Source organism: Pokkaliibacter plantistimulans, assembly GCF_003194385.1.
GTDB lineage: Bacteria > Pseudomonadota > Gammaproteobacteria > Pseudomonadales > Balneatricaceae > Pokkaliibacter > Pokkaliibacter plantistimulans.
In genome coordinates this window covers 21765-45632 of sequence record NZ_LAPT01000010.1, presented here as the reverse complement: position 1 = coordinate 45632, position 23868 = coordinate 21765, and the positions used below count along the sequence as shown (strand labels likewise).

21 protein-coding genes are annotated in these 23868 nt (G+C 53.4%); 9 read left to right on the top strand and 12 right to left on the bottom strand.

All coding sequences use genetic code 11. The features are described 5' to 3' along the window. Positions 1-64: 64 nt before the first annotated feature. From WH50_RS03170 to WH50_RS03155, 4 genes are all read right to left on the bottom strand, one after another. A complete protein-coding gene (locus WH50_RS03170; protein ID WP_165838287.1) occupies positions 65-793 on the bottom strand; it encodes an amino acid ABC transporter ATP-binding protein in 729 nt (242 codons plus the stop codon). 45 nt (positions 794-838) lie between these two features. Further along, positions 839-1936 (bottom strand): amino acid ABC transporter permease, encoded by a 1098-nt coding sequence (locus WH50_RS03165; RefSeq protein WP_110185983.1) that lies wholly within the window; start codon positions 1934-1936, stop codon positions 839-841. 1 nt (position 1937) lies between these two features. After that, a complete protein-coding gene (locus tag WH50_RS03160) occupies positions 1938-3143 on the bottom strand; it encodes an amino acid ABC transporter permease (protein ID WP_243409979.1) in 1206 nt (401 codons plus the stop codon). Between the two features lie 192 nt (positions 3144-3335). Beyond that, positions 3336-4352 carry an amino acid ABC transporter substrate-binding protein gene (locus tag WH50_RS03155; protein ID WP_110185982.1) on the bottom strand — a complete coding sequence of 339 codons (1017 nt, stop codon included), beginning with the start codon at positions 4350-4352 and terminating at the stop codon, positions 3336-3338. A gap of 635 nt (positions 4353-4987) precedes the next feature. Here WH50_RS03155 and WH50_RS03145 point away from each other — a divergent pair. The 4 genes from WH50_RS03145 to WH50_RS03130 all read left to right on the top strand — a co-directional run bounded on the left by WH50_RS03145 (position 4988) and on the right by WH50_RS03130 (position 10149). Beyond that, a complete protein-coding gene (locus WH50_RS03145; RefSeq protein WP_110185980.1) occupies positions 4988-5767 on the top strand; it encodes a paraquat-inducible protein A in 780 nt (259 codons plus the stop codon). Continuing rightward, a complete protein-coding gene (locus WH50_RS03140; protein ID WP_243409977.1) occupies positions 5764-6393 on the top strand; it encodes a paraquat-inducible protein A in 630 nt (209 codons plus the stop codon). Before WH50_RS03145 ends, WH50_RS03140 begins: the two co-directional genes overlap by 4 nt. Further along, entirely contained in the window at positions 6386-8941 is a 2556-nt protein-coding gene (locus WH50_RS03135) for a PqiB family protein (protein WP_110185979.1), read from the top strand. Before WH50_RS03140 ends, WH50_RS03135 begins: the two co-directional genes overlap by 8 nt. Before the next feature lie 143 nt (positions 8942-9084). Further along, positions 9085-10149, top strand: a complete 1065-nt coding sequence (locus tag WH50_RS03130) for an alpha/beta hydrolase (RefSeq protein ID WP_133251225.1) — start codon at positions 9085-9087, stop codon at positions 10147-10149. Between the two features lie 141 nt (positions 10150-10290). Here the strand turns inward: WH50_RS03130 and WH50_RS03125 are convergent, their stop codons facing one another. Further along, a complete protein-coding gene (locus WH50_RS03125) occupies positions 10291-11187 on the bottom strand; it encodes a thioredoxin family protein (protein WP_110185977.1) in 897 nt (298 codons plus the stop codon). A gap of 192 nt (positions 11188-11379) precedes the next feature. Further along, complete coding sequence (gene cobO, locus WH50_RS03120) at positions 11380-11991, bottom strand: cob(I)yrinic acid a,c-diamide adenosyltransferase (protein WP_110185976.1); 612 nt, start codon at positions 11989-11991, stop codon at positions 11380-11382. 176 nt (positions 11992-12167) lie between these two features. Between cobO and WH50_RS03115 the strand changes: the two genes are divergently transcribed. The 3 genes from WH50_RS03115 (at position 12168) to rraA (ending at position 16072) form a co-directional block, all read left to right on the top strand. Beyond that, positions 12168-13211 (top strand): NAD(P)-dependent oxidoreductase, encoded by a 1044-nt coding sequence (locus WH50_RS03115; protein ID WP_165838286.1) that lies wholly within the window; start codon positions 12168-12170, stop codon positions 13209-13211. Between the two features lie 287 nt (positions 13212-13498). Beyond that, positions 13499-15379, top strand: coding sequence for a methyl-accepting chemotaxis protein (locus WH50_RS03110; RefSeq protein WP_110185974.1), 1881 nt, complete (start codon positions 13499-13501; stop codon positions 15377-15379). A 189-nt stretch (positions 15380-15568) separates the two neighbouring features. Beyond that, positions 15569-16072, top strand: coding sequence for a ribonuclease E activity regulator RraA (gene rraA, locus WH50_RS03105; RefSeq protein WP_110185973.1), 504 nt, complete (start codon positions 15569-15571; stop codon positions 16070-16072). A gap of 89 nt (positions 16073-16161) precedes the next feature. Here rraA and astA read toward each other — a convergent pair whose 3' ends face one another. After that, positions 16162-17208 (bottom strand): arginine N-succinyltransferase, encoded by a 1047-nt coding sequence (astA, locus tag WH50_RS03100; protein ID WP_110185988.1) that lies wholly within the window; start codon positions 17206-17208, stop codon positions 16162-16164. A 264-nt stretch (positions 17209-17472) separates the two neighbouring features. On the opposite strand from astA, the gene WH50_RS03095 reads away from it, so the two are divergent. Beyond that, complete coding sequence (locus WH50_RS03095) at positions 17473-18087, top strand: HAD family hydrolase (RefSeq protein WP_110185972.1); 615 nt, start codon at positions 17473-17475, stop codon at positions 18085-18087. Positions 18088-18123: 36 nt separating this feature from the next. Here the strand turns inward: WH50_RS03095 and phrB are convergent, their stop codons facing one another. Together phrB and WH50_RS03085 are read right to left on the bottom strand one after the other, a co-directional pair. After that, a complete protein-coding gene (phrB, locus tag WH50_RS03090) occupies positions 18124-19533 on the bottom strand; it encodes a deoxyribodipyrimidine photo-lyase (RefSeq protein ID WP_110185971.1) in 1410 nt (469 codons plus the stop codon). Positions 19534-19567: 34 nt separating this feature from the next. Further along, entirely contained in the window at positions 19568-20503 is a 936-nt protein-coding gene (locus tag WH50_RS03085) for a MerR family transcriptional regulator (RefSeq protein ID WP_110185970.1), read from the bottom strand. Between the two features lie 168 nt (positions 20504-20671). On the opposite strand from WH50_RS03085, the gene hemH reads away from it, so the two are divergent. Then, positions 20672-21673 carry a ferrochelatase gene (hemH, locus tag WH50_RS03080; RefSeq protein WP_243409976.1) on the top strand — a complete coding sequence of 334 codons (1002 nt, stop codon included), beginning with the start codon at positions 20672-20674 and terminating at the stop codon, positions 21671-21673. 79 nt (positions 21674-21752) lie between these two features. On the opposite strand, the gene folX is transcribed toward hemH, so the two are convergent. The 3 genes from folX to WH50_RS03065 all read right to left on the bottom strand — a co-directional run bounded on the left by folX (position 21753) and on the right by WH50_RS03065 (position 23848). Continuing rightward, the gene (folX, locus tag WH50_RS03075; RefSeq protein WP_110185969.1) at positions 21753-22133 is read right to left on the bottom strand and encodes a dihydroneopterin triphosphate 2'-epimerase; all 381 of its coding nucleotides are present in this window, start codon (positions 22131-22133) and stop codon (positions 21753-21755) included. Between the two features lie 89 nt (positions 22134-22222). Further along, complete coding sequence (gene folE / locus WH50_RS03070) at positions 22223-22780, bottom strand: GTP cyclohydrolase I FolE (protein ID WP_110185968.1); 558 nt, start codon at positions 22778-22780, stop codon at positions 22223-22225. 66 nt (positions 22781-22846) lie between these two features. Next, the gene (locus WH50_RS03065; RefSeq protein WP_243409975.1) at positions 22847-23848 is read right to left on the bottom strand and encodes a YbgA family protein; all 1002 of its coding nucleotides are present in this window, start codon (positions 23846-23848) and stop codon (positions 22847-22849) included. Positions 23849-23868: the final 20 nt, after the last annotated feature.

The following is a 23868-nucleotide window of genomic DNA, read 5'->3' as shown; positions in this document are numbered from 1 at the left end:
GTTTCTTGTGCCCTCGGGGTACTTCCTTCTCTCGGCTGCCTCAATAACGTTTTTCAACAGCCTGTTAGTGATTAAGAATCTGGCTCAGGAACAGCTGTGTACGCTCATTCTGTGGATTATTGAAGAACTCGTTAGGCTCGTTCTCTTCCACAATCTGACCTCCGTCCATAAAGATCACGCGGTCGGCCACGGATTTGGCGAAGCCCATTTCGTGGGTCACGCACAACATGGTCATACCGGTTTCCGCCAGACTGATCATGGTATCCAACACTTCCTTGACCATTTCCGGGTCAAGAGCAGACGTCGGCTCGTCAAACAGCATCACATCGGGGTTCATGCACAGTGCACGGGCAATCGCCACACGCTGCTGCTGTCCGCCTGACAGCTGGCCAGGAAATTTCTTAGCCTGATCAGGGATCTTCACCTTTTCCAGATAGCGCATGGCGGTTGCTTCTGCTTCCCGACGGGGAACCTTTTTGACCCAGATGGGGGCCAGGCAGCAGTTCTCCAGCACGGTCAGATGAGGAAAGAGGTTGAAGTGCTGGAACACCATGCCCACGTCACGACGGATGGACTCGATGTTCTTCAGATCATTGTTCAGGGTGATGCCATTGACGATGATTTCGCCCTGATGATGCTCTTCCAGACGGTTGATGCAGCGAATAGTGGTCGATTTGCCTGAGCCTGATGGCCCGCAGATGACGATACGCTCGCCTTTCTTGACGTTGAGGTTAACGTTTTTCAGAACGTGGAAGTTACCGTACCACTTGTTCACGTTCTTCAGCTGAACCATGTAGTTTTCTGAACTCATTGTCTAAATCTCCAAATCCGGTACGGCTCAGCGTTTGTGGCCGGTGTGCAGTTTGCGCTCAAGGTGCTGGCTATAACGTGACATGCCAAAACAGAACACCCAGAACATCAAAGCGACGAATACATAACCTTCGGTGGAAAAGCCCAGCCATTTAGGATCGGTCAGTGCTGCCTGAACAATCGCCAGCAGATCAAACAGACCAATGATCAGCACCAGACTGGTGTCTTTGAACAGTGCGATGAAGGTGTTGACGATACCGGGAATCATCATTTTCAGAGCCTGAGGCAGGATGATCATGCTCATGCTGCGCCAGTAGCTCAGGCCCAGGGCATCGGCGGCCTCATACTGTCCTTTGGGAATGGCTTGCAGACCACCACGTACCACTTCAGCCATATAAGCAGACTGGAACAGGGTGATGCCGATCAGCGCACGCAATAGTTTGTCGAAGGTAATGTCCTGCGGAACAAACAGCGGTAGCATGACGGAGGCCATGAACAGCACGGTTATCAGCGGTACGCCGCGCCAGACTTCGATGAAGACGACGCAGAAGCTCTTGATAACAGGCATCTGTGAGCGACGACCCAATGCCAGCAGGATGCCCAGAGGTAGTGCTGCGGCAATGCCGACGACAGCGATGACCAGCGTCAGCATAAAGCCACCCCAACGATGGGTCTCGACCTCCATCAGACCAAAGTGGCCACCATGCAGAAGTACGTAAGCAACGAAGGGAAAGACAAACACGGCAAAGATCGACACCCATTTTTTCCAGGGCAGGTGATTGATCATCAGCCAAGCCAGACTGGCTGCAAGCACGACAAACGTGGTGTCTACACGCCAGTACTCGGTTTCTGGATAGAAGCCATAGATAAACTGCGAAAAGCGTGAAGTGATAAACACCCAGCAGGCGCCGCCTGAAGTACAGGCGTCACGGCTGGTGCCAAACCAGTCTGCCTTAACGAAAGCCCAGTTAATGGCCGGGATCAGCAGCGACAGGACAATGTAGCCCAGGATCAGACTCATCACCGAGTTCAGCGGTGAAGAGAACAGGTTGGTGCGCAGCCAGCCGATGATACCGGTGGTTTTCACTGGCGCGGGCAGGCTTGGCAAAGGTTTGAATTTTTCCATGTTAACGCTCCACCAACGACATGCGTTTGTTGTACCAGTTCATGAACACCGAGATGAGCAGACTGATCAGCAGGTAAACCGCCATGGTGATGAAGATAATTTCAACAGCCTGGCCAGTCTGGTTGAGCGTGGTACCAGCAAAAACAGATACCAGGTCGGGATAGCCAATGGCGGTTGCCAGTGAAGAGTTCTTGGTCAGGTTCAGATACTGGCTGGTGAGTGGTGGAATGATGACACGCATTGCCTGGGGGATAATCACCAGCTTCAGAGTACGACCGTGTGGCAGGCCCAAAGCATGAGCTGCTTCAGTCTGACCATGATGGACTGACTGGATACCTGAGCGAACGATTTCGGCAATGAAGGCGGCGGTATAGATCGACAATGCTACCAGCAGGGCCAGAAACTCAGGGATAACAGTGATGCCACCGCGGAAGTTGAAACCTTTCAGCTCAGGATATTCGAGGCTGACAGGGGAGCCGGAAATAAAGAAGGCAATGACAGGCAGGCCCACGATCAGACCCAGGTTTACCCAGGTAGTCGGGAAGATCTGACCGGTGTCGTCCTGACGTTTGTGTGCCCAGCGAGAAACGAAGAAGGATGCGATAACACCAGTAATAAGGGCGATCAGAATGATACTGCTGCCTGCTTCAAATACCGGGCTGGGGATATACAGGCCGCGAATATTGAGGAAAACGCTCTCACCGATAGACAGGCTCTGTTTGGCATTAGGCAGGGCGCGCAGAACGGCGAAATACCAGAAGAAAATCTGCAGTAGCAATGGAATGTTGCGGAAGATCTCAATATAAACCAGTGCCAGGCGAGAAATCAGCCAGTTGTGAGACAGGCGCGCCACACCGATAACGAAACCGAGCAGGGTGGCTAGGGCGATACCTATACCTGAAACGAGTAAGGTGTTTAGTAAACCGACTATAAAGGTACGGCCATAGGATTCTTGTTCGTTATATTCAATGAGGGATTGAAGAATCCCGAAACCGGCAGGTTTCGACAGAAAATCAAAGCCGGTCGTGATACCACGTTGCTCCAGATTGGCGAGAGTGTTATCGACGATGATCCAGATTGCTCCCCCAACCGCAAGAATCAGCAACGCCTGGAAAAACAGCGCACGTTTTTCTGGATCATTCCAGAACAGCGGCTTGTTATTAGGCATGGTGCTGTGGGCCTGAGGCTTTTTGGCTTCAGACGACATTCGCAAACCTCCTGAAAGGGATAATTCGATACTCGGGCTTCCGCCGTGGCTGGCGACCGGGTCGCACACTTCTTCACCACTGACCAAGGGCATACGGCAGGGTGAGAGGCATCAGCTGAGCATTGAGAGCGGGAATATCCATTCCCGCTCTTGTTTCAAGTGCTGCGCTATAACAAGCGCATCACACAACCATTAACGCATGGGAGGTGCGTACTGCAGGCCACCTTTGCTCCACAGGGCGTTCAAGCCACGAGCGATGCCCAGAGGAGTGTTGGCACCTACGTTGCGCTCGAAGATCTCGCCGTAGTTACCTACCTGCTTGACGATCTGGTAAGCCCAGTCATTGTTGACACCCAGCGCCTTGCCGAAGTCGCCTTCAGCACCGGTGAAGCGTTTCACATCGGGGTTGTCACTGTTTTTCATCTGATCAACGTTGGCAGAGGTCAGACCCATTTCTTCAGCAGTAACGGCTGCAAACAGAGACCACTTGACCAGGTTGAACCACTGATCGTCACCCTGACGAACGGATGGGCCCAGAGGCTCTTTGGAGATGACTTCTGGCAGAACCATGGCAGATGAAGGATCAGCCAGTTTGATACGCAGTGCGTACAGTTGAGACTGGTCAGAGGTCAGAACGTCGCAGCGACCTGCTTCGAAGCCTTGTACGGTCTGGTCAGAGGTATCGAATACCACAGGCTGATAGGTCATGTTGTTCTGACGGAAGTAGTCAGCCAGGTTCAGCTCGGTGGTAGTACCTGCCTGGATACATACGGTAGCGCCGTCCAGTTCCAGAGCACTGCTTACGCCCAGCTTCTTGCTGACCATGAAGCCCTGACCGTCATAGTAGCTGACGCCAGTGAAGTTCAGACCCAGCGTGGTGTCACGAGTCAGGGTCCAGGTGGTGTTACGTGACAGCATGTCAATTTCGCCAGACTGCAGCGCAGTAAAGCGCTCTTTGGCGTTCAGAGGGACATACTTCACTTTGCTGGCATCACCCAGGGCAGCAGCAGCTACCGCACGGCACACGTCCACATCAAGTCCCTGCCAGTTGCCTTTGTCATCAGGGTTAGAGAACCCAGGCAAACCTGTGCTGACACCACACTGCAAGTAGCCGCGTTCTTTAACTGTATCCAGAGTCGCTGAGTGACTCTGTACAGAAAAGGTCAGCGCAACCGCTGCGGCGGCAGCTACAGAACCGATCTTCTTCATCTTGGTTATTCCTCGGTCTATCACTGGTTTGGAAGTGCCATATCTGCTAATGGCGAGCTCGACAGGTATATAGCAAAAGCCGTGCCTGAATTTTTGGTATATGAAAAATTCATTCAAAAACCGTAACTTGAAATGCCAAACTATACGACTTTGCAGGGAAAATCTGTCTAAAACCATTAAGTTTGGCGTTATTGAGTATGTCTAATTCATATGATTAGTTGTGCTCTTGCAGAGTTGACTAAAGTCGGATTGTGTTCTAGTGGGGCTCTTGCGTAACGCCTTATGGGGAAAGTGGTAACAACGAATTGCACTACATTGATGCAAGTGCGTAAGAACTACCCTGCCGGGAGGGCTTCACACAGAAAGTGGCTTTCTTCTTGTCGCTGAAAGAGTTTATCACCTGTATGCGAGCAGAAGAGTCAGACAATTGACGCTTACTGACACTTTTGCCTTGCTCGCCACGTATAATGCGTGGCTTTTCATTTGCACAATGGGGAGCATTGTCTTTAAACATAGTGGCAGAGCCGATTTTCTGATAAGCAACTTCTGTAAGCGATGGTATCTGTTCATTGATCGCTGCAAGGTGTCTCATCAGCGCGCGAGCCTGATTGATGCAGGCGGCAGACAGGTAATAGATGAGTGTGAGTGTTAAGGACGTTATGGTAACGAGCGATATCAAGCAGAATGCGTTGTATCAGGAGGAAGGTGAGTGGCTGGCGTGTCACGAGTGTGATGCCGTTTTCATAAAGCAGGCTATTGATGTTCGTTTTGATGCCTATTGCCCACGCTGTGGATGTCATCTCTATGCCAGTCGTCCTGATACGGTGCGTCGTACGCTGGCTCTCAGTCTGACCGGGCTGATTCTGTTTTTTCCGGCGGTCTTGCTGCCGATTATCGGCCTTGATGTGCTGGGTATGTCCAATAGTGCCACTTTGATTGCTGCGGTACTGGCACTGTTCAATGAAGGATACTGGTGGACTAGTTTTCTGGTGCTTGCATGCAGTATTGCAGTGCCTTTTATCGAAATGCTGAGCCTGACACTTGTGCTGATTGCGATCAGCCTGGACCACTATAATCCTTGGGTCAAAAGCATGTTCAAGTTCTGGCACCTTTTAAAAGGCTGGGGAATGCTGGAGGTCTATCTGATCGGCGTACTGGTTTCCATGGTGAAGCTGCTGGATATGGCGTCGGTCCATATTGGTCTTGGGCTTTATGCATTTATTGGCATGCTGCTGATGACGCTGCTGATGACGTTGAGTCTGGATACTGAAGAGGTTTGGGAGTTCCTGGAGCACGGGATTCATGCGCCTGTACCTTATGAGGCAGTACCTGCATCAGTTCCGACTGCTCGAGAAGATGATCAGGTTATCACTGAGCGTTATGCGTTAAAGGAAGAAGGATTGAACAAGCGATGATGGACGTCCGTTCTGCCCGCTCGCTGGGGATGGCTTCCTGCAGCCTCTGTCATAAATTATGCCGTTTTGTCGATAACGACGAGATCGCTCAGTACTGTCCCCGCTGCGGCACCCGTTTATATAGCCGCTACCCCAACAGTGTGGTGCATACATGGGCGCTGCTGATTACGGCAGCGATATGTTTTTTGCCGGCCAACCTGTACCCCATCATGGTGGTATCCCAGCTAGGTAACGACACGCCAAGTACCATTTTTGGAGGTGTCGTGGCCTTGGTGCACCATGGTGCTTACGGTATTGCTGCGGTGGTATTCATTGCCAGCCTGGCCGTTCCTTTTTTGAAGTTGATTGGTTTGGTGATTTTGTTGATCAAGATTCAGATAGGCTGGCATCTGAATGCCAGTCAATGCACGTCGATGTACCGCATGATCGAATTTATTGGCAGGTGGTCCATGCTGGACATTTTTGTCATTGCCTTACTGGCGGCCCTGGTTAATTTGGGTGCGGTCGCCCGCATAGAAGCAGGGCCAGCTGCCACGGCTTTTGGCCTGACGGTGGTGCTGACGATGCTGGCGGCGATGACCTTCGATCCCCGTCTGATATGGGATAAGGAGGTTGGAGATGAGTGATACCTCCGGTAACGATAGAGACAAGTCGGTCACACCGCCTGATGACAGTGACCAGCGGATAAAGGCTGCCTCGCCAGAACAGGCTGAAGTGCAGAAGGAAGCTACTGGCGATGCCAGTCTGGCAGCGGAAGAGAAAGCAGTGTCGGAAGAAATAGAAGCAGATGAGGATGTCGTTGTTGGCCAGCCTCTGGGTGGTGCCCGGCAAACTTCATCTGAGGATCGTATTGACTGTGCCGAACCACTGCCCACGCCACGAGGCGCTGCACCGGTCGTGCGTAAGCGTCGTAGCTGGTCATTGGTGTGGTTACTCCCATTAGTGGCTTTGGTGATGGGAGGTTGGCTACTGTGGAAGACGCTGTCGGATGTCGGTATCACAGTACATATCACCTTTAAAAGCGGGCAGGGCATTGAGGCCGGAAAAACCGAGATTCGCTATAAAGGCCTGAAAGTTGGCCTGGTCAAGAAAGTCGACATCGGCAAAGATCTGGAGACGGTCATCGTCGAAGCTGAAGTTGACCGGGCTGCAGAGTCGGGTCTTAGGACAGGTACCGAGTTCTGGCTGGTAACGCCGAGCGTCAGCTTTGAAGGGGTGAGCGGTCTGGAAACGCTGGTTTCGGGTAACTATATCGGCGTGCAGCCAGGGGGGGGGACGGAAACCACTGAGTTTGTCGCCACCGACAAGGCGCCACCAGTCAGTATGGATGAGCCAGGACTGCATATTACCTTGCGTGCTGATTCACTGGGGTCCGTCAGTCCGGGCACGCCGGTGTATTACAAGCAAATCAAGGTGGGCACAGTACAGGAATATCGTCTGGCGAATAACAGTCAGAATGTTGAAGTGGACATCTATGTACAGCCGCCCTTTGATGAACTGATTAACAGTGAGACCCGGTTCTGGAATGCCAGCGGTGTTGACATCAGTGGTGGTCTGAACGGCTTCAAGGTACGTACCGAGTCACTGATTTCGTTGATAAGCGGCGGTATTGCCTTCTCTACGCCTAACGATAACAAAGGCGAACCTGTACAGAACGGCCACATTTTCTCGCTATACAGCGATTACGCCAGCGCTGAAGCAGGCATCAAGGTCAATATCGAGTTTGGTTCTGCACAAGGACTGGTGGAAGGGGTGACTCAGGTGGTCTATCGCGGGGTGCCTATTGGGACATTGCAGAAAATGGAGCTGAGCCCCGACTTTAACAGGGTGGATGCACATATCCTTTTCGATCCCAAGGCCGAGAGTTTTTTACGGAAAGGCTCCAGGTTCTGGTTAGTAAAGCCGAGTATCAGTCTTTCTGGCTTTTCTGATCTGGATACCCTCGTCAAAGGCAATTACATCGCTGTTGAGCCCGGAGGTGGCGAGCCATCCACTGACTTTACCGCGCTGGGGCAAGCGCCTGCATATAACGAAGCTGAGCCCGGCCTGAAGCTGACGCTGCATGGTCATCAGCTGGGCTCTGTAGCACCGGGTACACCGCTTTACTATCACCGAGTTGAAGTCGGCAGCGTGATGCAATACAGCCTCGACAAGGATGGTCAGGGGATCACGATGGAGGTGAATGTCAGGCCGCAGTATGCACGCCTGGTGAACACGGCTACTCGTTTCTGGCATGCCAGCGGTATCAATATCAAAGGCGGACTGGGAGGAATCAGTATCCAGACGGAGTCACTGCTGGCCATTGCTACCGGAGGTATTGCCCTTGGCAATGTTGATGACGAAAAGGGGGCACCCGTAAAGCCGGGAACCGAATTTATCCTCTATGACAGTCTCGACAAAGCCATGGAGCGGGGCCGTATAGTGACGGTGCGCTGGCAACAGGCAGATGGTCTGAGTGTCGGCAGTAAGGTCAAATGGAATGGGCTGGAAATTGGTGAGGTCAGAGGGCTGCAGCCGGACCGTAACTTTAGCAGCATTACGGCGTCGATTTTTCTTGATCTGCAGGGGCAGCGTCTGGCGCGAGAAGGTACCGAGTTCTGGGTAGTACATCCGCAACTGAAGCTGACCGAGGTTAGTGGTCTGGACAGCATTGTGGGCGGGGCTTATGTGCAGGTTCGTAGCCAGGGCATGAATGGGCAGCTGAAAACGCAGTTTACCGGTCTGGATCAGGCGCCGGTTGAACAACAGCTGAGCGGATTCCCGGTAATTCTGGAAACCCGTGATCTGGGGTCCATACGCCCGGGGGTTACGGTGTTCTACCGGGGTGTTGCCGTGGGTAAGGTAGTGGATACCCAGTTGGCTGATACGGCGGACAAGGTGTTAATTCAGCTGGCTATTACCCCACGTTACAGGTCGCTGCTCAGGACGGGTTCACGGTTTTGGAATAACAGCGGCTTCGGTATGGATTTTGGCCTGTTAAGCGGTGCCTCCATTCGTACCCAGTCTGTCGAGACGCTGCTGGCGGGCGGGATTTCATTTGCAACACCAGAGGGCGAAAAAATGGGTCAGCCCGCTGCCCCCAATAGCCGATTCGAGCTCAATGCGGAACCTCAACCTGAGTGGCAACAATGGGCGCCGCGTATTGCCTTGCCACCCCAGCCTGGAGCCCAGTGAGTAGCGAGAACTGGACCAGACGTATCGTTGTTCCGGTGAGTGGAAGGGAAGTTGCCAAAATTGGCTACGCTCATTGAGCGGTGTGTAACTTGCGGCAGGAGTTTTTCTGGATATTTTGATGAACAGGGCAAAGAGAGTATGCAGTGCCTGAGCTGTCTATGAGTTTTGCCGAGCACGTTCAGCAATCACGTCAGCGTCTGGAGCGAGATAAATATCACTCCGAGGCGATGGGGATTGGTCGCAGTGAGGCTATTGATGCGGTCATGCCCTTCGAGATGGGGAGCGAGCATCAACGTATTGGCGTGCTGCTCATTCACGGCCTGTCCGATAGCCCCTTTACCTTCAGAGACATTGCCGCAGCGCTGGCACGACGTGGCATTCGCTCACGGTCGATCCTGCTTTCCGGGCACGGCTCACGGGCAGAAGACAGTTTGAAAGTACGTGCTGGCAACTGGCGTCGTCAGGTCAGGGCACAAATTGCTGATTTGCAGAAACAGTGCGACAAGGTATGGGTGGGGGGGTATTCCATGGGGGCTGTTCTGGCGACCCTGGAAGGGCTGGATCTGCCGAGTATCGCCGGGCTGATACTGTGGGCCCCTGCTTGGCGGTGTCGCAGCAACATGGTGTGGACCAGTCGCCTGCTGTTTCCTTTTCGGAAGTGGCACAGCGTGCGGCCTGAGCGAGACTTTGCCCGCTACTCATCCTTCAGCATCAATGCCATTCATCAGTATTACCACCTGACGTTGCAGGTTAAGCGGCAGTTGAATACCTGCCAGCACTTCCGTTGTCCGGTGTACATCGTTGTTAGTGAGGCGGATGCCACTATTAACAGTCAGTTTGTTTTGCAACAGTTCTTACGCTTGAGGCAGCCGAACAGCAGATTGGTATGGTATGGACAGGAGGAATTGAGCGAAGCGGGGGTGTTATCCCGGCCTGGCTATCTCCCGGAGCAGCGAATCAGGGCTATTGCCCATACTGCCGTTACTTTTTCTCCTGCTAATTCTCACTATGGAAAGCAGGGGAACTATCGCAATTGCTTGGCATACGTGGAAGACACTACGGCTTTTAATCGCTGTCTGCAGGATCCCGATCCCTGGTTCAGTGAATATGGACTCGCAGTGGAAGGACGATATCCGGCCCGCCTGACCTTTAATCCTTATTTCGAGGAAATGATGGCTGACCTGGGGGAGTTCATCTCAGACCACTGAGCTCAATAGCGCGCTTTTGGGGCAGTGTCGACACCGATGTGGTTGATGCAGGAATACCATTGATACGGAAAAGAAAATGCCAGATCCGTGCTGGGTTACGGGTCTGGCATTTTTTATCGCTCTAAACGTAGCGAGGCAGGATCAATACAGGGCCTGGTAAAGCTTACGACGGTAGGTATTCACCAGCGGATGTGCTGCGCCCAGCATATCGAAAAGGCTAATCAGGGTTTTGCGGGCGGCATCATCACCAAAGGCACGATCCTGACGCATCAGTTGCAATAACTGCTGCATGGCTTCCTCGTTCTGCCCAGCCATGACCAGTCTTGCGGCCAGCCAGAAACGCTCCTGAGATGCATTGGCATCCGCTTCCAGTCTGGTGTGCAGGGCAGGCATTTCCGGTGCCTCTTTGATAAGGTCTGCAAATGTCAGGCGAGCAAGCACCTCTTTCGCCAGAGTGCTGTTTTTGTGGCTGTCCGGCAGGCCATTGATGATGGCCTTAGCATTGTCCGCATCGCCCAGCTGTGCGCAAACACTGGCTTGCAACAGGAACAGATCATAGTTTTCGGGTTGCTCTGACAGTGCATCGTTGAGAATGGCCTGAGCGGTACTCAGCTCGCCAGCAGCAATGGCCTGTTCTGCCAGCTCTTTGGGATCAACGCTGGTCTCTGCCTCGATAGGCTTGGTGTACTTCTGTAGCAGGGCGCGGATTTGTGACTCGGGCTGAGCTCCGCTGAAGCCATCTACAGGCTGTCCATTCTGGAACAGATAGACGGTGGGCAGGCTGCGAATGCCAAACTGCATCACCAGAGGAGACAGCCCCTGATCTTCGGTATCCACCTTGGCCAGAATAAATCCGCCGTTATATTCCTCGGCCAGTTTGCTGAGGATGGGGAGCAGTGCCTTGCAAGGCGCGCACCAGTCGGCCCAGAAATCGAACAGAACAGGTGTGTGAAAGGACTGCTCGATCAGTTCACGTACGTTGTCCAAAGTGACATTGACGATGAAAGGAGAGGTGCCGGGCTCGATGGCTGCTGTCATGACGGAGTCTCGGTTAATTCATTGTGATTGCAGTGCTGCAGTTTAAACGCAGGCTGGATCGACCACCACCCTCTTGCTATGGGCAGAGAGTAGTGAGACCCACCATGGCGATACACAAACTCAGGCTGCCGCTTGGGTTGTCAGACTATGTGGAGGCGATGTTAGTGATTGCAAGTCATATAACGTTACTGGTCAGAACTCGACGCCAGGCTGGGCTTTTATCCCTGCGCGAAACGCATGTTTGATATCACCCAGCTCAGTAACAGTGTCAGCGAGCTCAATCAGCTCCTTCGCTGCGCCGCGACCGGTCAGTACCACATTCTGATTAGCAGGGCGGTTCACCAGTGCATGAATGACCTCTTCCAGTGGCAGATAGTCGTATTTGAACATGTAGGTAATCTCATCAAATACCAGCAGGTCATAGCTGTCATCCTGCAATAAACGCTTTCCTTCTTCCCAGACCTGCCTGGCGGCGGTGATGTCTGCATCACGGTTTTGCGTATCCCAGGTAAAACCTGTTCCCATGATGTGGAAGGTTACTCTGTCATGGCCCGCGAAGAATTTTTGTTCACCGCAATCCCATGCGCCCTTAATGAATTGCACAATGCCGACTTTCTGCCCATGGCCGAGTGCCCGGGCGACCATCCCGAATGCTGAGCTGCTTTTGCCCTTGCCATTCCCTGTCAGAAGAACGATGATGCCACGCTCTTCGGTAGCCTTAGCCACTTGAGAATCAACATGGGCTTTGAGTTTCTCCATACGGGCCTTGTGTCTCTCGGCACGGTCTGACGGGGCTTGGCTCATTGACTCCTCCACGGGTTCAGGGGGCGATGCTAAAGCAAAAAGAAATATGGATTGATGAGCGGCTACAGTAACGGCTGTAACCGGGAAGTAAAGCTGCTCATTGCTGTGTTGGGACTGTTCGTTACGTTGCTCCCCTGACGCAGTGATTTTGAGGAATGAAGGTCGATCACCTGACTATGATGAATTCTGCGTTTAATTCGTTTGATATCAAAGGTTGCGCCTGTCTGGTGATGGGAGGTGCTGAAGCGGCTGACAGAGCAGTGAGAGCACTGCTGGCGCTTGGCGGCAATGTCAGTGTCTGTGCGCCCGTTCTGGCGGAGTCCATGCAATTGCTGGCTCGTGATGGCGGTATCCACTGGATCCACAAGGGGCAGCCGGAAGAAGTGCTCAGTCGTCCATGGCAGATTGTCAGTATTGCCACTGATGATGCAGAGCTGGATACCCTGTTGCTAGGCTGGGCCAGAGAGCGTGGCCTGCCCGTATTCCATGCTTCATCCGTCTCGGCCGAAGCGGCCAGTATTCCAGTGTTGTCCTCGGCTGCACGCCACCTTGCTACTACAGAGGTGTGTGCTACTGCAGAGGTGCTTGCGACTACAGAGGTAGTTGCAGATCAGCCCGTTGCAGCGACGCTGTCTCAGGACGGTGCTGACCTTACAATTAATGACACTGTCAGCCACGTTGATGAGTGTACAGCGGACCCCGTTTCCGATGAGGTCGGCGCAGGCGCGCAGCCACTACACATGCCTGAAAGCAATGGAAAGGCTACAACTGAGGAGGCCACCGAGCCTGCGCATCCTGTTCTGATTGTCTGGCATTTACCTGCTGATGCCGATATGCAAGCCTTGCCTCAACGCTATGCTGCCCATTGTGCTGATTATCCAGTGCTGCATGAAAACAGCGCAGCGCTAGTCCCTGAGGCCGCCAGATCAAACGAAGTTTCCCTGGACGCATTGCCTGCTCATGCTCAGTGGCAGCAGTGGGAGCAACAGGGTGGTGTGCTGCTCTGGGTCGCTTGTTATACCAAGCGTCAGGAGGCAGCTAATCAGTTGCAGGTGCTGCAAAAACTGCAGAAAACGCAAAATTTCGAGCTGCGTTATTACCGGGCCGCTGAGTTGCAGCATCAGCAAATGGCTCCTGCCGCAGTCAAAGCACCGAGTAAACCAAACCGGGGCAGAAGAACAAGCCGCAAATCCGCCCGAAAACCTCAGAAATCCGCATGAAGGCGTCAGTAACACGCTGACGTCTGCTCTCCCTGCTCATTCCTGTACTACACTCTGACAGTTAGCGATGTCGAGCCGCAGAGATGTCTGTTGCACGGTGCCGCTGCTTGCTATGACCTAAGGATCCAGCATTCAGTTAACTGGACTGGTGAAAAGTCTCGAGTTGGTAGGTGAGCGTTCGGACAAAACCGGGCAGATGTAATTATTCGTTTCGATCATGCGCGTTTGGCGTACGACTTATTAAATCGCACAGAGCCAAAACTCATATTCTGTTCAGAGAATCGACTATGACTTTAAAACGGAAACTACTTGTCTTTGTCTCACTGGTCATACTGGTGGTCACCACACTACTAACCACTTCTGCTTACTTACAGTTCCGCCAAAGCCTGGAAGCTGACGTTGTTGCCAAGGTGGTACTTACCAACACCCAGACAGCAGGTCGCATTGGCGAGTGGCTGGATGGCAAGCTCAGTGCAATCAGCACGGTAGCCAAAGCGCAGCCAGCCAAAGAGTTCCTGACCAAGGCGCTATCTATCGCCAATGACAGCGGTCACTTCTCGGTGGCCTATGCAGGTTTTGAAGACGGCGAGATGGTTTACAGCGACGGCCGCTCTCCGAAGGCGGGTTATGACCCCCGCAAGCGTCCCTGGTATCAGCTGGCCCAGCAGACACAAAAACTGTCGGTGACTGAACCCTATATTGATGCTACCACCAGCGATCTGGTGATCACCGTGGTGATGCCGGGTAAAGATGGTGAAGGGAAGCGCTACGGCGTATACGGTGGCGATGTCTTTATCAATGACATCGTTAACACCGTACTGGCCATTGACCTGGGCGAGCGGGGTACAGCCATGCTGGTCGATGGCAAGGGGCAGATCATCGCCTACAAAGACAAAAATCAGGTGCTCAAGCCATTCTCCAACGTGGTGTCCGGTATTAATGCCAGCGAGTTGCCGCGTCTGGATCAGGCTAAGGAGCTGACAGCGGTGACCCTCGATGGCACCAGTAAGCTGGCCAAGGTCACGCATGTTGATGGTAGTGACTGGTACCTGATGTCACTGGTTGATCCTGATGAAGTATTTGCCTCACTGGATAATCTTCTGACCAGCGCCATTCTGATCTGTCTGGTGATTTTTGCAGTCTTCATTGCTCTGGCGGTGGTGGGACTGTCTCGCTTACTACGCCCATTGGCCGAGGTCTCTGCAGCCTTGCATGAAGTGGCCAGCGGTCAGGGTGACTTGACCAAACGTCTGGCTGTTAACAGCAACGACGAGCTGGGTAAGATTTCTGCCAACTTTAACGCTTTTATCGAGCACATCCAGCCGATCATGAGAAGGGTCGCCAAGGCGGCGGATGACCTTAATGACGAAGCAGACAAGGGCATGAAGAATGCCGTCCGTACAGACCACGAAATCAACCAGCAGCAGCAGGAGATCACTCAGGTAGCGACAGCCATGCATGAGATGGCGGTGGCCGCGAATGAAGTGGCGCAACATGCAGAAGAGACGGCACACGCAGCCCGCAGCTCGGCGAAGTCCTGTGAGCAGGGGATGGGGCTGGTGAAGCGTAACCGTGATTCCATCGTTACACTGGCGAGTGAAATCGAAAGTTCAACCAACGTCATCAATGAGCTGAATCGTCACGCTCAGGGTATCAGCAGCATTCTGGCCACCATTCAGGGGGTGGCTGAACAGACCAACCTGCTGGCACTGAATGCGGCTATCGAAGCGGCTCGTGCCGGTGAGCAGGGGCGGGGTTTTGCTGTGGTCGCCGATGAAGTGCGCGTGCTTTCTCAGCGTACTCACAGCTCGACTGAAGAAATTCAGAAGATGATCGAACAGTTGCAAAACACGACCCGCACCGCCGTGCAGTACATGGAAAAGAGTGGTCAGCTGGCCACCAGTAGCGTTGTCGATGCCGAGTCTGTCAGCAACAGCCTGGGAGAAATCACCGACTCTATTAATCAGATCAGTGATCGTGCGGTGCAGATTGCCAGTGCGGCAGAGGAACAGAAAGCGGTGAGCGATGATATCAGCCGCAATACGACTTCCATCAAGGAGGTCGCTGATGAACTGGCCGTTGCTGCCGCAGAGTCGCGCAAAGGTGCAGAACGTCTGACCGATGTCGCTGATCTGCTGAAGCGGGAGATGGGGCAGTTCAAACTCTGATACGCATATAGCAGACTGTGGTAAGGCCGCCTTCGGGCGGCTTTGTCGTTTATCTGATCACTCAGGCTGAAAGTCGATTGCTTGTTGCGGTGCATTAGACTAATTCGTCACATCGTTCGCTTAGTTTGTGGTGTGAAGCTGCTACTATGCGCAGGCATATATTTACATCTGATCCTCAAGGAGCAACCCATGCGTCTCGATCTTCTGCCTGATTTGTGTGATGCCTTTCCTGATGATGTCCGTGTCGTTGAGCCCATGTTCAGCTGCTACGGCGGCCGCCTCAGTTACGGTGGTGAAATCGTTACCATCAAGTGTTTTGAAGATAACTCGCTGGTCAAAGAGCAGGTTGCGTTGCCCGGGGAAGGTAAGGTGCTGGTTGTCGACGGTGGCGGCTCCATGCGCCATGCGCTGTGTGGCGATCTGATGGCGGAACAGGCTATGAGCAATGGCTGGGAAGGTATTATCGTCTACGGTTGTATCCGTGATGCAGGGCTGATCGGTGAGATGGACATCGGTGTTCATGCACTGGCGACCTTCCCGGTGAAAAGTAACCGTCGTGGTCTGGGCGATCTCAATGTGCCCGTGCGTTTTGGCGGTGTGGAGTTTATTCCCGGTCAGTATGTCTACGCGGACATGAACGGAGTGCTGGTCTCTGCCAAACCATTAGAGCTGCCAGAAGAAGACGAAGAGTAAGTGACGTTGTTGCTGACCTCGAAGTAGCAAACAATCAGGCCGACATCATGTCGGCCTGATTGTTTTCCGGTGAAGGTCAGTAGCGCATATCAGAGACGGTAGCGTTCGCGGTAATAACCATCGACGGCGACAATACGCACGCTATCGCCTTCGCTGATCTGCAGGGCATCCGCCAGCTGCTGGGAAAGCAGTACGCGGTCATGTTCCAGCACTTTGACTGGCGCAATTGTACAGCGGTAGTTTTCCAGCCCGCGGTTGCTGATCAGATACAGTTCTTCGTCTTCCGCCACATCGCCGATTCGGGCCACTTTCAGCCGACTGTTGCGGATTGAGTTCAGTTCGGTCAGTTCCGCTTCCACGGTAGGGCCGCCATCAAAAATGTCGATGTAGCCCACGTGCTTAAATCCTTCCTTCTCCAGCAGGCGCAAGGCAGGTTTTGTCTTGGGGTGAACCTGACTGATGGCATCACGTGCCTGTTTGGACAGCAGGTTGACGTAGAGAGGGTATTTCGGCATCAACTCGGCAATAAACACCTTGTTACCCATACCTACCAGATAGTCCGCACGAGCGAAGTCGATTTTAAAGAAGTTCTCGCCCAGCCAGCCCCAAAACGGTGACTGCCCATTTTCGTCAGAGTAGCCGCGCATCTCGGCGATCACCTTGTTGCTGAAGCGCTCAGGAAAGTCCGCCAGAAACAGGAAGCGTGATTTGGACAGCAGGCGGCCATTGGTACCTGAACGGTAGGGCTCGCGCAGGAACAATGTGCAAATTTCAGTACAGCCGGTGTAGTGATTGCAGAGAATCAACACTTCCATCTTGTTATGTACGCCCAGTTCCTGAGAGGCGTGAACCACAACGCTTCGATGGTAATGATAGAAAGGGGATGACATACCCACCGAAGCTACAATGGCCGTGGTCCCGACGATTTCGCCAGTGGCCTGATCTTCGAGTACGAACAGGTAGTTTTCCTCACCTGGCTGGGTAATGTTTTTGGCGAAGGACTCTTTCGATGTGGCGATCTTGTCCTGCAAAATTTCTTCATTGAGAGGCAGCGAGGTAAAACCTACACCGGATTCTTCGGCAATGGTGTACAGCGCCGGATAATCTTCAGGTTCTATAGGGCGAATAACCAGCATAGCTTCACCTTTGTTGAGTAAGTGGTCCTGACCAGCCTGATCTTTGCGCTCATGTTGACGATCTGTGCATGTTACGCCCATGTCCTGGGCGAAGATCGAGAGCAGGATCTTGCTTCGCCAGTCTGGCGTACAGCAGGTCCTAAACGTGTTCTTATAAAGAGCATACAGAAATAAGTCCAGTCCAGGTCGCATTCGGCCAAGATCGTGGCACAGTTGAATAAGTTGATAATTTTCAGTGAGTTAATAGGGGCTTGGGAGTATCGAATGGCGGTTGTTGAGATGGCGTCTGGTTTGGCACAGTATCGTTCCTGGATATTTGATCTGGACGGGACGCTGATTTGTAATCCACTGGATTTTGTCGGGATGCGCGAAGCGCTGGGTATTGCGGCCGGAGTCGATATTCTGGCGTATGTCGGCAGTCTGGATGAGGCCCAGCAGCGAGAGGCTGAGGCCATCGTAACGGCCTTTGAGGTTCGTGCTGCCGAGCAGTCAACGGTGATGCCCGGTGCACGTGAAGTGCTGGTCAAGCTGCAGGAAAAGCACGCGCAGGGTTATCGTGTCGGGGTGCTGAGTCGTAATCATCGTCAGGCTGTTCTGGCAGGTCTGCATCACAGCGAGCTGCTGTCGTTTTTCGCGGAAGACTGCATTCTGGCAAGGGAAGATGCGGCAGCTAAGCCAGACCCTGCGGGTATTCACAAGCTGCTCAGCTTCTGGCAGGCCAGCACTTCTACCGCCGTCATGGTGGGGGACTTTCACTATGATCTCTCGGCTGGGCGGGCCGCCGGTGTGGCAACGCTTCTGGTAGGCAGAGAATCCCTATGGCCCGCGCTGACGGATCATCACTATGTTGACTGGAGTGACGTGCTGAGCGCTCTTTAACGACTCGTTTTCAATTACGTTAAGCTCTGTTGGTGTTCAGGCAGAGATTTCTTTCAGGGCCTGAAAGCTGTCCAGTACGCGCTGGCGTGCAAATTTGTGGTCAACCATCGGTGCGGGATAGTTGGCTACCTTGCCAGCGAGCCAGGGCGAGTGGATCGTCTTGTTATCAAGATGAGCCAGCTCAGGGACAAAGCGACGGATAAAGCGGCCTTCAGGATCAAACTTTTCTGATTGGCTGACTGGGTTGAAGATGCGGAAGTAGGGTGCAGCATCGGTGCCGGTCGATGCACTCCACTGCCAGCCACCGTTATTGGCGGCCAGATCACCATCAACCAGTTTGCTCATGAAATAGGCTTCACCGAGCCGCCAGTCCAGTAACAGGTGCTTGCTGAGGAACATGGCCGTTACCATGCGCAGACGATTATGCATCCAGCCTGTCTGGTTGAGCTGGCGCATAGCAGCATCGACCAGTGGATAGCCGGTTTGTCCCTGTTGCCAGCGTTGCAGATCACTGTCGCTGTGACGCCAGGCCAGCGCTTCGGTATCCTGCTTGAAGGCTCTGTGTTTACTGACACGAGGGAAGCCCACCAGAATATGCTTGTAAAAGTCCCGCCAGATCAGCTCGTTGATCCAGGCTTCTGCGCCCTGATGGGCTCGTGCCTCTGGCAGTCGCGACAGCGCATAGTGCAGGCAGGTGCGGGGTGAAATGATCCCCAATGCCAGATAGGGAGACAGGGTGCTGGTGCCCGGTTGTGAAGGAATGTCTCGCAGCTGCCCGTACAGCGGCAGCTTTCGTTCAACGAACAGCTCCAGACGTCTGATCGCTTCTTCTTCACCTGCTGGCCAAAGATCGGCGCGCAGCCCGGCTTCATCAGCTTCCAGCCAGCACGGTATGCCGTCGGCTGTCACCGCGCTGGCGGGGCAGGCAGGCGGTACGGGATAGCTTTGGGGGGGCTGTTGAGTGAGTGTGGGCCAGATGTTTTTCTTGAACGGGGTGAATACGGTGTAGTACTCGCCTTTGCCAGTCAGCACTGAGCCGGGCTCATGGAAGACCTGATCGGTGTAACGCTGGATTTCGATCCCGGCCTGCACAGCAAGGCGTGCGAGTTCTTCTTCACACTGGCGTTCATTCCACTCGTAGTGGCGATTCATGTGGATGGCTGTACAGCCCAGCTGCAGTGACAGATCCAGAATCTGTTGTGGCAGGCCAGTAAAATTGGCAGTTTCAATGACCTTCAGAGGAATATTCAATTGCGCCAGCGACGACTTCAGCGTCAGCAGGCTTCTATAATACAGGCTCTGTTTGACTGGTGCGTCACCATGGCTTTGCCACTGCTCCGGGGTGATGGCTACCACTGCGGTGACCGGTTGTCCACGCTTGCAGGCGTAGTAAAGGGCAGTGTTATCGAGGGTGCGCAGATCGTTGCGAAACCACACTAGTTGCATCGTTAGTTCTCCACCTGAATCCGGTTGCGGGTGTTCAGCTGCCGGGTTGTAGCAGTTTGCGCATCAACAAATGGGGTGCTTCGGTTGACGTCTGAATCGCCAGCTCTGCAAACGCCTGTTGGTGTATCTGGCTGCAATGCCCGTGCATGGCGATGGCCAGATGGGGATAGAGCTGTCGCAGTCTGGGTAATTCGCTGAGCACCATTGAGCGATCCAGACGCTGATCGCTATGCAGCAGCAGGGCATCGGCCTGGGTGTGGTCCAGTGCCAGAGGAATTTCTCTGATGGGGATGGCAGTACCGAGGCTGATCACGCGAAAGCCCAGTGCACTGGCAATAGCACCTTGCAGAAGCAGTTCAACCTCCTCTGTGTCACTGGTCAGGCCTGCCAGTAACAGGGTCTTTCCCGGTTGAGTGCGATTGGCATGAAACAGCCGCATACCCAGCTTGGTACGCAGATAACCAAACAGGAATTGTTTCTCCAGTGCAGCGCCGACAGGAAGATTCAGCCATTCCTGTTGCAGCTGTGTCAGCAAGGGCTGGATCAGGCGCTGTACCACACTTTCTACCGGGTAGAGAGCCAGTGCCTGATTGAGGGCGTCGTCGAGGCGGTTGTCGTTAAAGCTTTTAACCGCGGTATGCATCTGGGTGAAATACAGTTGCCAGGTATTGTCAGTGTCATCCACTAAAGCAGCGGCGGGTTCCGGGCGATCAAGCAGCTCGCGTACCCGGCTGATAGCGACACCGCGGTCCAGCCATTCGAGAATGCATTGCACCCGTGTTACGTGCTCGGTGCTGTATAAACGATGGCCCTTGCTGGTGCGTAATGGTTTGATCAGTCCATAGCGACGTTCCCACGCGCGCAGGGTGACCGAATTGACGCCGGTCTGACGCGATACCTCACGGATCGGAAAGAGGGCTTCTTCGTCTGGAAGGGGGGTGTCGGATTGTAATATGGGTGTATCGGACATGGTTAACGTGCTCTGTTTGCGGTGGATCCTGCTACCACAGGGCTGAGTGTTTGCTGTTCTGTGCAATTTGTCAAATATCTGTACGTGATTAAGTATTTGTATAAGTTATTCTGTCGCTTTATGGTGGCAGCAATGTCACTTGATCAAGAGTTGTAAGAGAGGCTGCCAGTGAGCCAGTTCAAAGGGATTAAAGAGTTTGATCATCAGGCAGGGACCCGGACGGGCATCCTGCTGTCCAATCTGGGTACGCCGGATGCCCCAACGGCATCGGCACTACGACGTTATCTAGCGGAGTTCCTGTGGGATCCTCGGGTTATCGAAATGCCACGTTTGCCCTGGTGGATGATTTTGCATGGCATCATCCTGCGTGTGCGGCCGTCGCGTTCTGCTGCGCTGTACAAGAAAGTATGGACCAGCGATGGCTCTCCCTTGCTGCATATTGCTGAACAGCAGCGGCAGCAGATTCAGGTGGCGCTGGGGACGGATACACCTGTGGTATTAGGGATGAGATACGGTAATCCCAGCATTGCGCAGGCGTTGACAGAGCTGAAGAATCAGCAAGTTGAGCGACTGGTGGTACTGCCCCTTTATCCGCAGTATTCCGGAGCTACCACCGGGTCTACGTTTGATGCTGTCAGTGCTGAACTGCAGCGCTGGCGCTGGGTGCCCGAAGTGCGCTTTATCAACACCTATCACCAGCATGCTGGCTACATAGCGTCATTGTGCGAGTCCATTGGTCGCCATATTGAGCGCTATGGCATCCCGCAAAAGTGGCTGTTTTCCTATCACGGTACTCCCAAGGAATATCACCTGAAGGGGGATCCTTACTTTTGCTACTGCCAAAAGACCACCCAACTGGTTGCTGAACGTATGGGGTGGAGTGAAGAGCAATATATGACCACGTTTCAGTCGCGTTTTGGCAAGGCAGAATGGTTGCAGCCTTACACCGACATGACTCTGGAGCACCTGCCTGGTCAGGGGGTGAAGTCGGTCGCGGTTATTTGTCCGGGCTTTTCCGCCGACTGCCTGGAAACCATCGATGAAATCGGTCGGGAGAATAAAGAGGTGTTCATGGAGGCCGGTGGTGAGCAGTATCACTATGTGCCAGCCCTGAACGATGACATCAGCCATATCAAGGCGCTGGTGGCACTGCTTGAGCCTCATCTTTAACGCACTAGCACTAGAAGACGTGGTTGCGAGCCACTGTAACGGTGGCTCGCTGATCGCTGTATATCAGTGAAGCGCTAACTCAATATCGTCTGCCATGTAACTCCATGGATACCGAGTCGGCGAAGCGTAGGGCATGGGGTTTATCAATTTCCACCCAGGCCTCAAGAACATCGCGATGCGTCAGGGCGATATCCAGCACCTCCTGGCACAGTTTTTCCAACAGGTGGAAGCGGTGCTCTTCCACATAGTGAATGATCGCTTTAGTGATGGTGCGGTAGTTGAGAGCATTATCCATATCATCGCTTGAAGCTGCACGTTCAGCGTCGTAACGAATGCGCACATTGATAACCACGTCCTGACGGTTGTTGATTTCTTCTTCCTTGATGCCGATGTAGGTGCGCAGCCGCAAATTCTTGATTCTGATGGTGGCGGGTTCTAGCTGGTATGACTGGCTCGACATGACTCTATCCTTCTGGATGGCGGGGGGTCCTGCTCCATACTGCACCGGATGAGAGAGGTATCAGGTGCTCTGCTGCCGAGCTGATCAGCTCAGTTGCCTCTGATCAGCTGCAAAAATTCGTTGCGTGATGCTTGATTGGTCCGAAAGCTGCCAAGCATCACTGAGGTATTCATCACTGAGTTTTGTTTCTCCACCCCGCGCATCATCATGCACAGGTGTTTGGCTTCAATGCTGACGGCAACCCCCGCAGCCTGAGTCACAGTTTGTATGCAGTCAGCAATTTGCTTGGTGAGGTTTTCCTGAATCTGCAGGCGGCGGGCAAACATATCGACAATGCGTGCAATCTTGGACAGGCCCAATACCTTACCCTGAGGGATGTAGGCGACATGGGCTTTGCCAATGAAAGGCAGCAGGTGATGCTCGCACAGGGAGTAGAGTTCAATGTCTCGCACTATGACCATTTCATCATTGTCTGAGGAAAAAATTGCACCGTTGATGATGGTGTCCAGTTCAGTCTGGTAACCACGGGTAAGGAACTCCATGGCTTTGGCGGCACGCTTGGGAGTATCACGTAAACCCTCTCTGCCGGGGTCCTCACCTAGTTGTTCCAGTATTGCCCGGTAATGCAGTGCTAACTCTGTATCCATGTCTGTGTTCTCACTCAGTCAAAGGCTGCCATCTGCGTACTACGGTGTCTGCGTACAGCTATGGCGTCAGATTGAATTACGCAGGCCCAGGCTTTCTGGGTGTGGCTGCAGGTAGCTCTGGTGGGCCAGATAAGGCTGCGTTTGCTGATCAATGTGATGCTTGATCAGGGTTATCGGTACTACCAGTGGCAGAAGGCCCTGGCGGAATTGATGTATACGTTCGACGATGTCGTAACGAGTCTGGCTGCTGGTGCTGCGTTTGAGATAACCCACCAGATGTAGCAGTACATTGGCATGGTTTTTTCTGCTGGCGGGTTGCGACAGCGCCTCCATGAGTGTAGCAAAGTACTGATTGGCAATAGTGGTCAGATCAGCACACTTGAGATTGCTCAGCATTTTCCCCAGTGTTTTATACGTTTGTTGACTATGGGCCATCAGCAGATACTTGTGGCGTGAATGGAAGCCAATCAAGCGCGCCGGCGTCAGTTCTTCTGTCATCAGCTGTTGCCACTCATGATAGGTGTAGACGCGAGTGACAAAATTGTCACGTAATACCGCATCATTCAGGCGTCCTTCTTCTTCGATAGGCAGGTAAGGCAGGTTGTCCAGCAAGGCCTGAGCAAAAGGCCCCCGGCCGCCTTCGCGATGAGGGTGCCCATTAGCCTGATAGACTTTGACACGATGCAGGCCGCAACTGGGCGAGTTCTTCATCAGCAGGTAGCCACTTATTTTGCCTGCACAGACCTGCGCAGTACGAACGCCGTATTCATACAGGGCATCGGTAACGTCCTGAGTCTGATCGACGGTGCCTACGGCGCGAGGGGTGTGAGGATCTCCGATCAATCTGATCGGTTGCCGGGGAACGCTCATGCCAATACCAACTTCCGGGCAGAAAGGCTTGAACGTCATATACTTCGCAAGCACATCTAAACAGTAGTGGGACTGTTTGTGTCCGCCGTTAAAGCGGACTTCATGGCCGACCAGACAGGCGCTTATGCCCAGAGTAATACCTGGTCCTGCCATGTTTGACGCGGCTAAATGATGAGTGGTGATGTCGGCGTGAGTCATATTGCTGCTCCAGAATGTTT

Bases quoted from the DNA above. Each gene is read 5' to 3' on its own strand.
- phrB (WP_110185971.1), bottom strand. From the start codon at position 19,533: ATGCAACTAGTGTGGTTTCGCAACGATCTGCGCACCCTCGATAACACT.
- WH50_RS03145 (WP_110185980.1), top strand. From the start codon at position 4,988: ATGAGTGTGAGTGTTAAGGACGTTATGGTAACGAGCGATATCAAGCAG.
- WH50_RS03125 (WP_110185977.1), bottom strand. From the start codon at position 11,187: ATGACAGCAGCCATCGAGCCCGGCACCTCTCCTTTCATCGTCAATGTC.
- folE (WP_110185968.1), bottom strand. From the start codon at position 22,780: ATGGATACAGAGTTAGCACTGCATTACCGGGCAATACTGGAACAACTA.
- WH50_RS03165 (WP_110185983.1), bottom strand. From the start codon at position 1,936: ATGGAAAAATTCAAACCTTTGCCAAGCCTGCCCGCGCCAGTGAAAACC.
- astA (WP_110185988.1), bottom strand. From the start codon at position 17,208: ATGCTGGTTATTCGCCCTATAGAACCTGAAGATTATCCGGCGCTGTAC.
- WH50_RS03135 (WP_110185979.1), top strand. From the start codon at position 6,386: ATGAGTGATACCTCCGGTAACGATAGAGACAAGTCGGTCACACCGCCT.
- WH50_RS03140 (WP_243409977.1), top strand. From the start codon at position 5,764: ATGATGGACGTCCGTTCTGCCCGCTCGCTGGGGATGGCTTCCTGCAGC.
- WH50_RS03160 (WP_243409979.1), bottom strand. From the start codon at position 3,143: ATGTCGTCTGAAGCCAAAAAGCCTCAGGCCCACAGCACCATGCCTAAT.
- WH50_RS03065 (WP_243409975.1), bottom strand. From the start codon at position 23,848: ATGACTCACGCCGACATCACCACTCATCATTTAGCCGCGTCAAACATG.
- cobO (WP_110185976.1), bottom strand. From the start codon at position 11,991: ATGAGCCAAGCCCCGTCAGACCGTGCCGAGAGACACAAGGCCCGTATG.
- WH50_RS03115 (WP_165838286.1), top strand. From the start codon at position 12,168: ATGATGAATTCTGCGTTTAATTCGTTTGATATCAAAGGTTGCGCCTGT.
- folX (WP_110185969.1), bottom strand. From the start codon at position 22,133: ATGTCGAGCCAGTCATACCAGCTAGAACCCGCCACCATCAGAATCAAG.
- WH50_RS03155 (WP_110185982.1), bottom strand. From the start codon at position 4,352: ATGAAGAAGATCGGTTCTGTAGCTGCCGCCGCAGCGGTTGCGCTGACC.
- WH50_RS03170 (WP_165838287.1), bottom strand. From the start codon at position 793: ATGGTTCAGCTGAAGAACGTGAACAAGTGGTACGGTAACTTCCACGTT.
- rraA (WP_110185973.1), top strand. From the start codon at position 15,569: ATGCGTCTCGATCTTCTGCCTGATTTGTGTGATGCCTTTCCTGATGAT.
- WH50_RS03095 (WP_110185972.1), top strand. From the start codon at position 17,473: ATGGCGGTTGTTGAGATGGCGTCTGGTTTGGCACAGTATCGTTCCTGG.
- WH50_RS03110 (WP_110185974.1), top strand. From the start codon at position 13,499: ATGACTTTAAAACGGAAACTACTTGTCTTTGTCTCACTGGTCATACTG.
- WH50_RS03085 (WP_110185970.1), bottom strand. From the start codon at position 20,503: ATGTCCGATACACCCATATTACAATCCGACACCCCCCTTCCAGACGAA.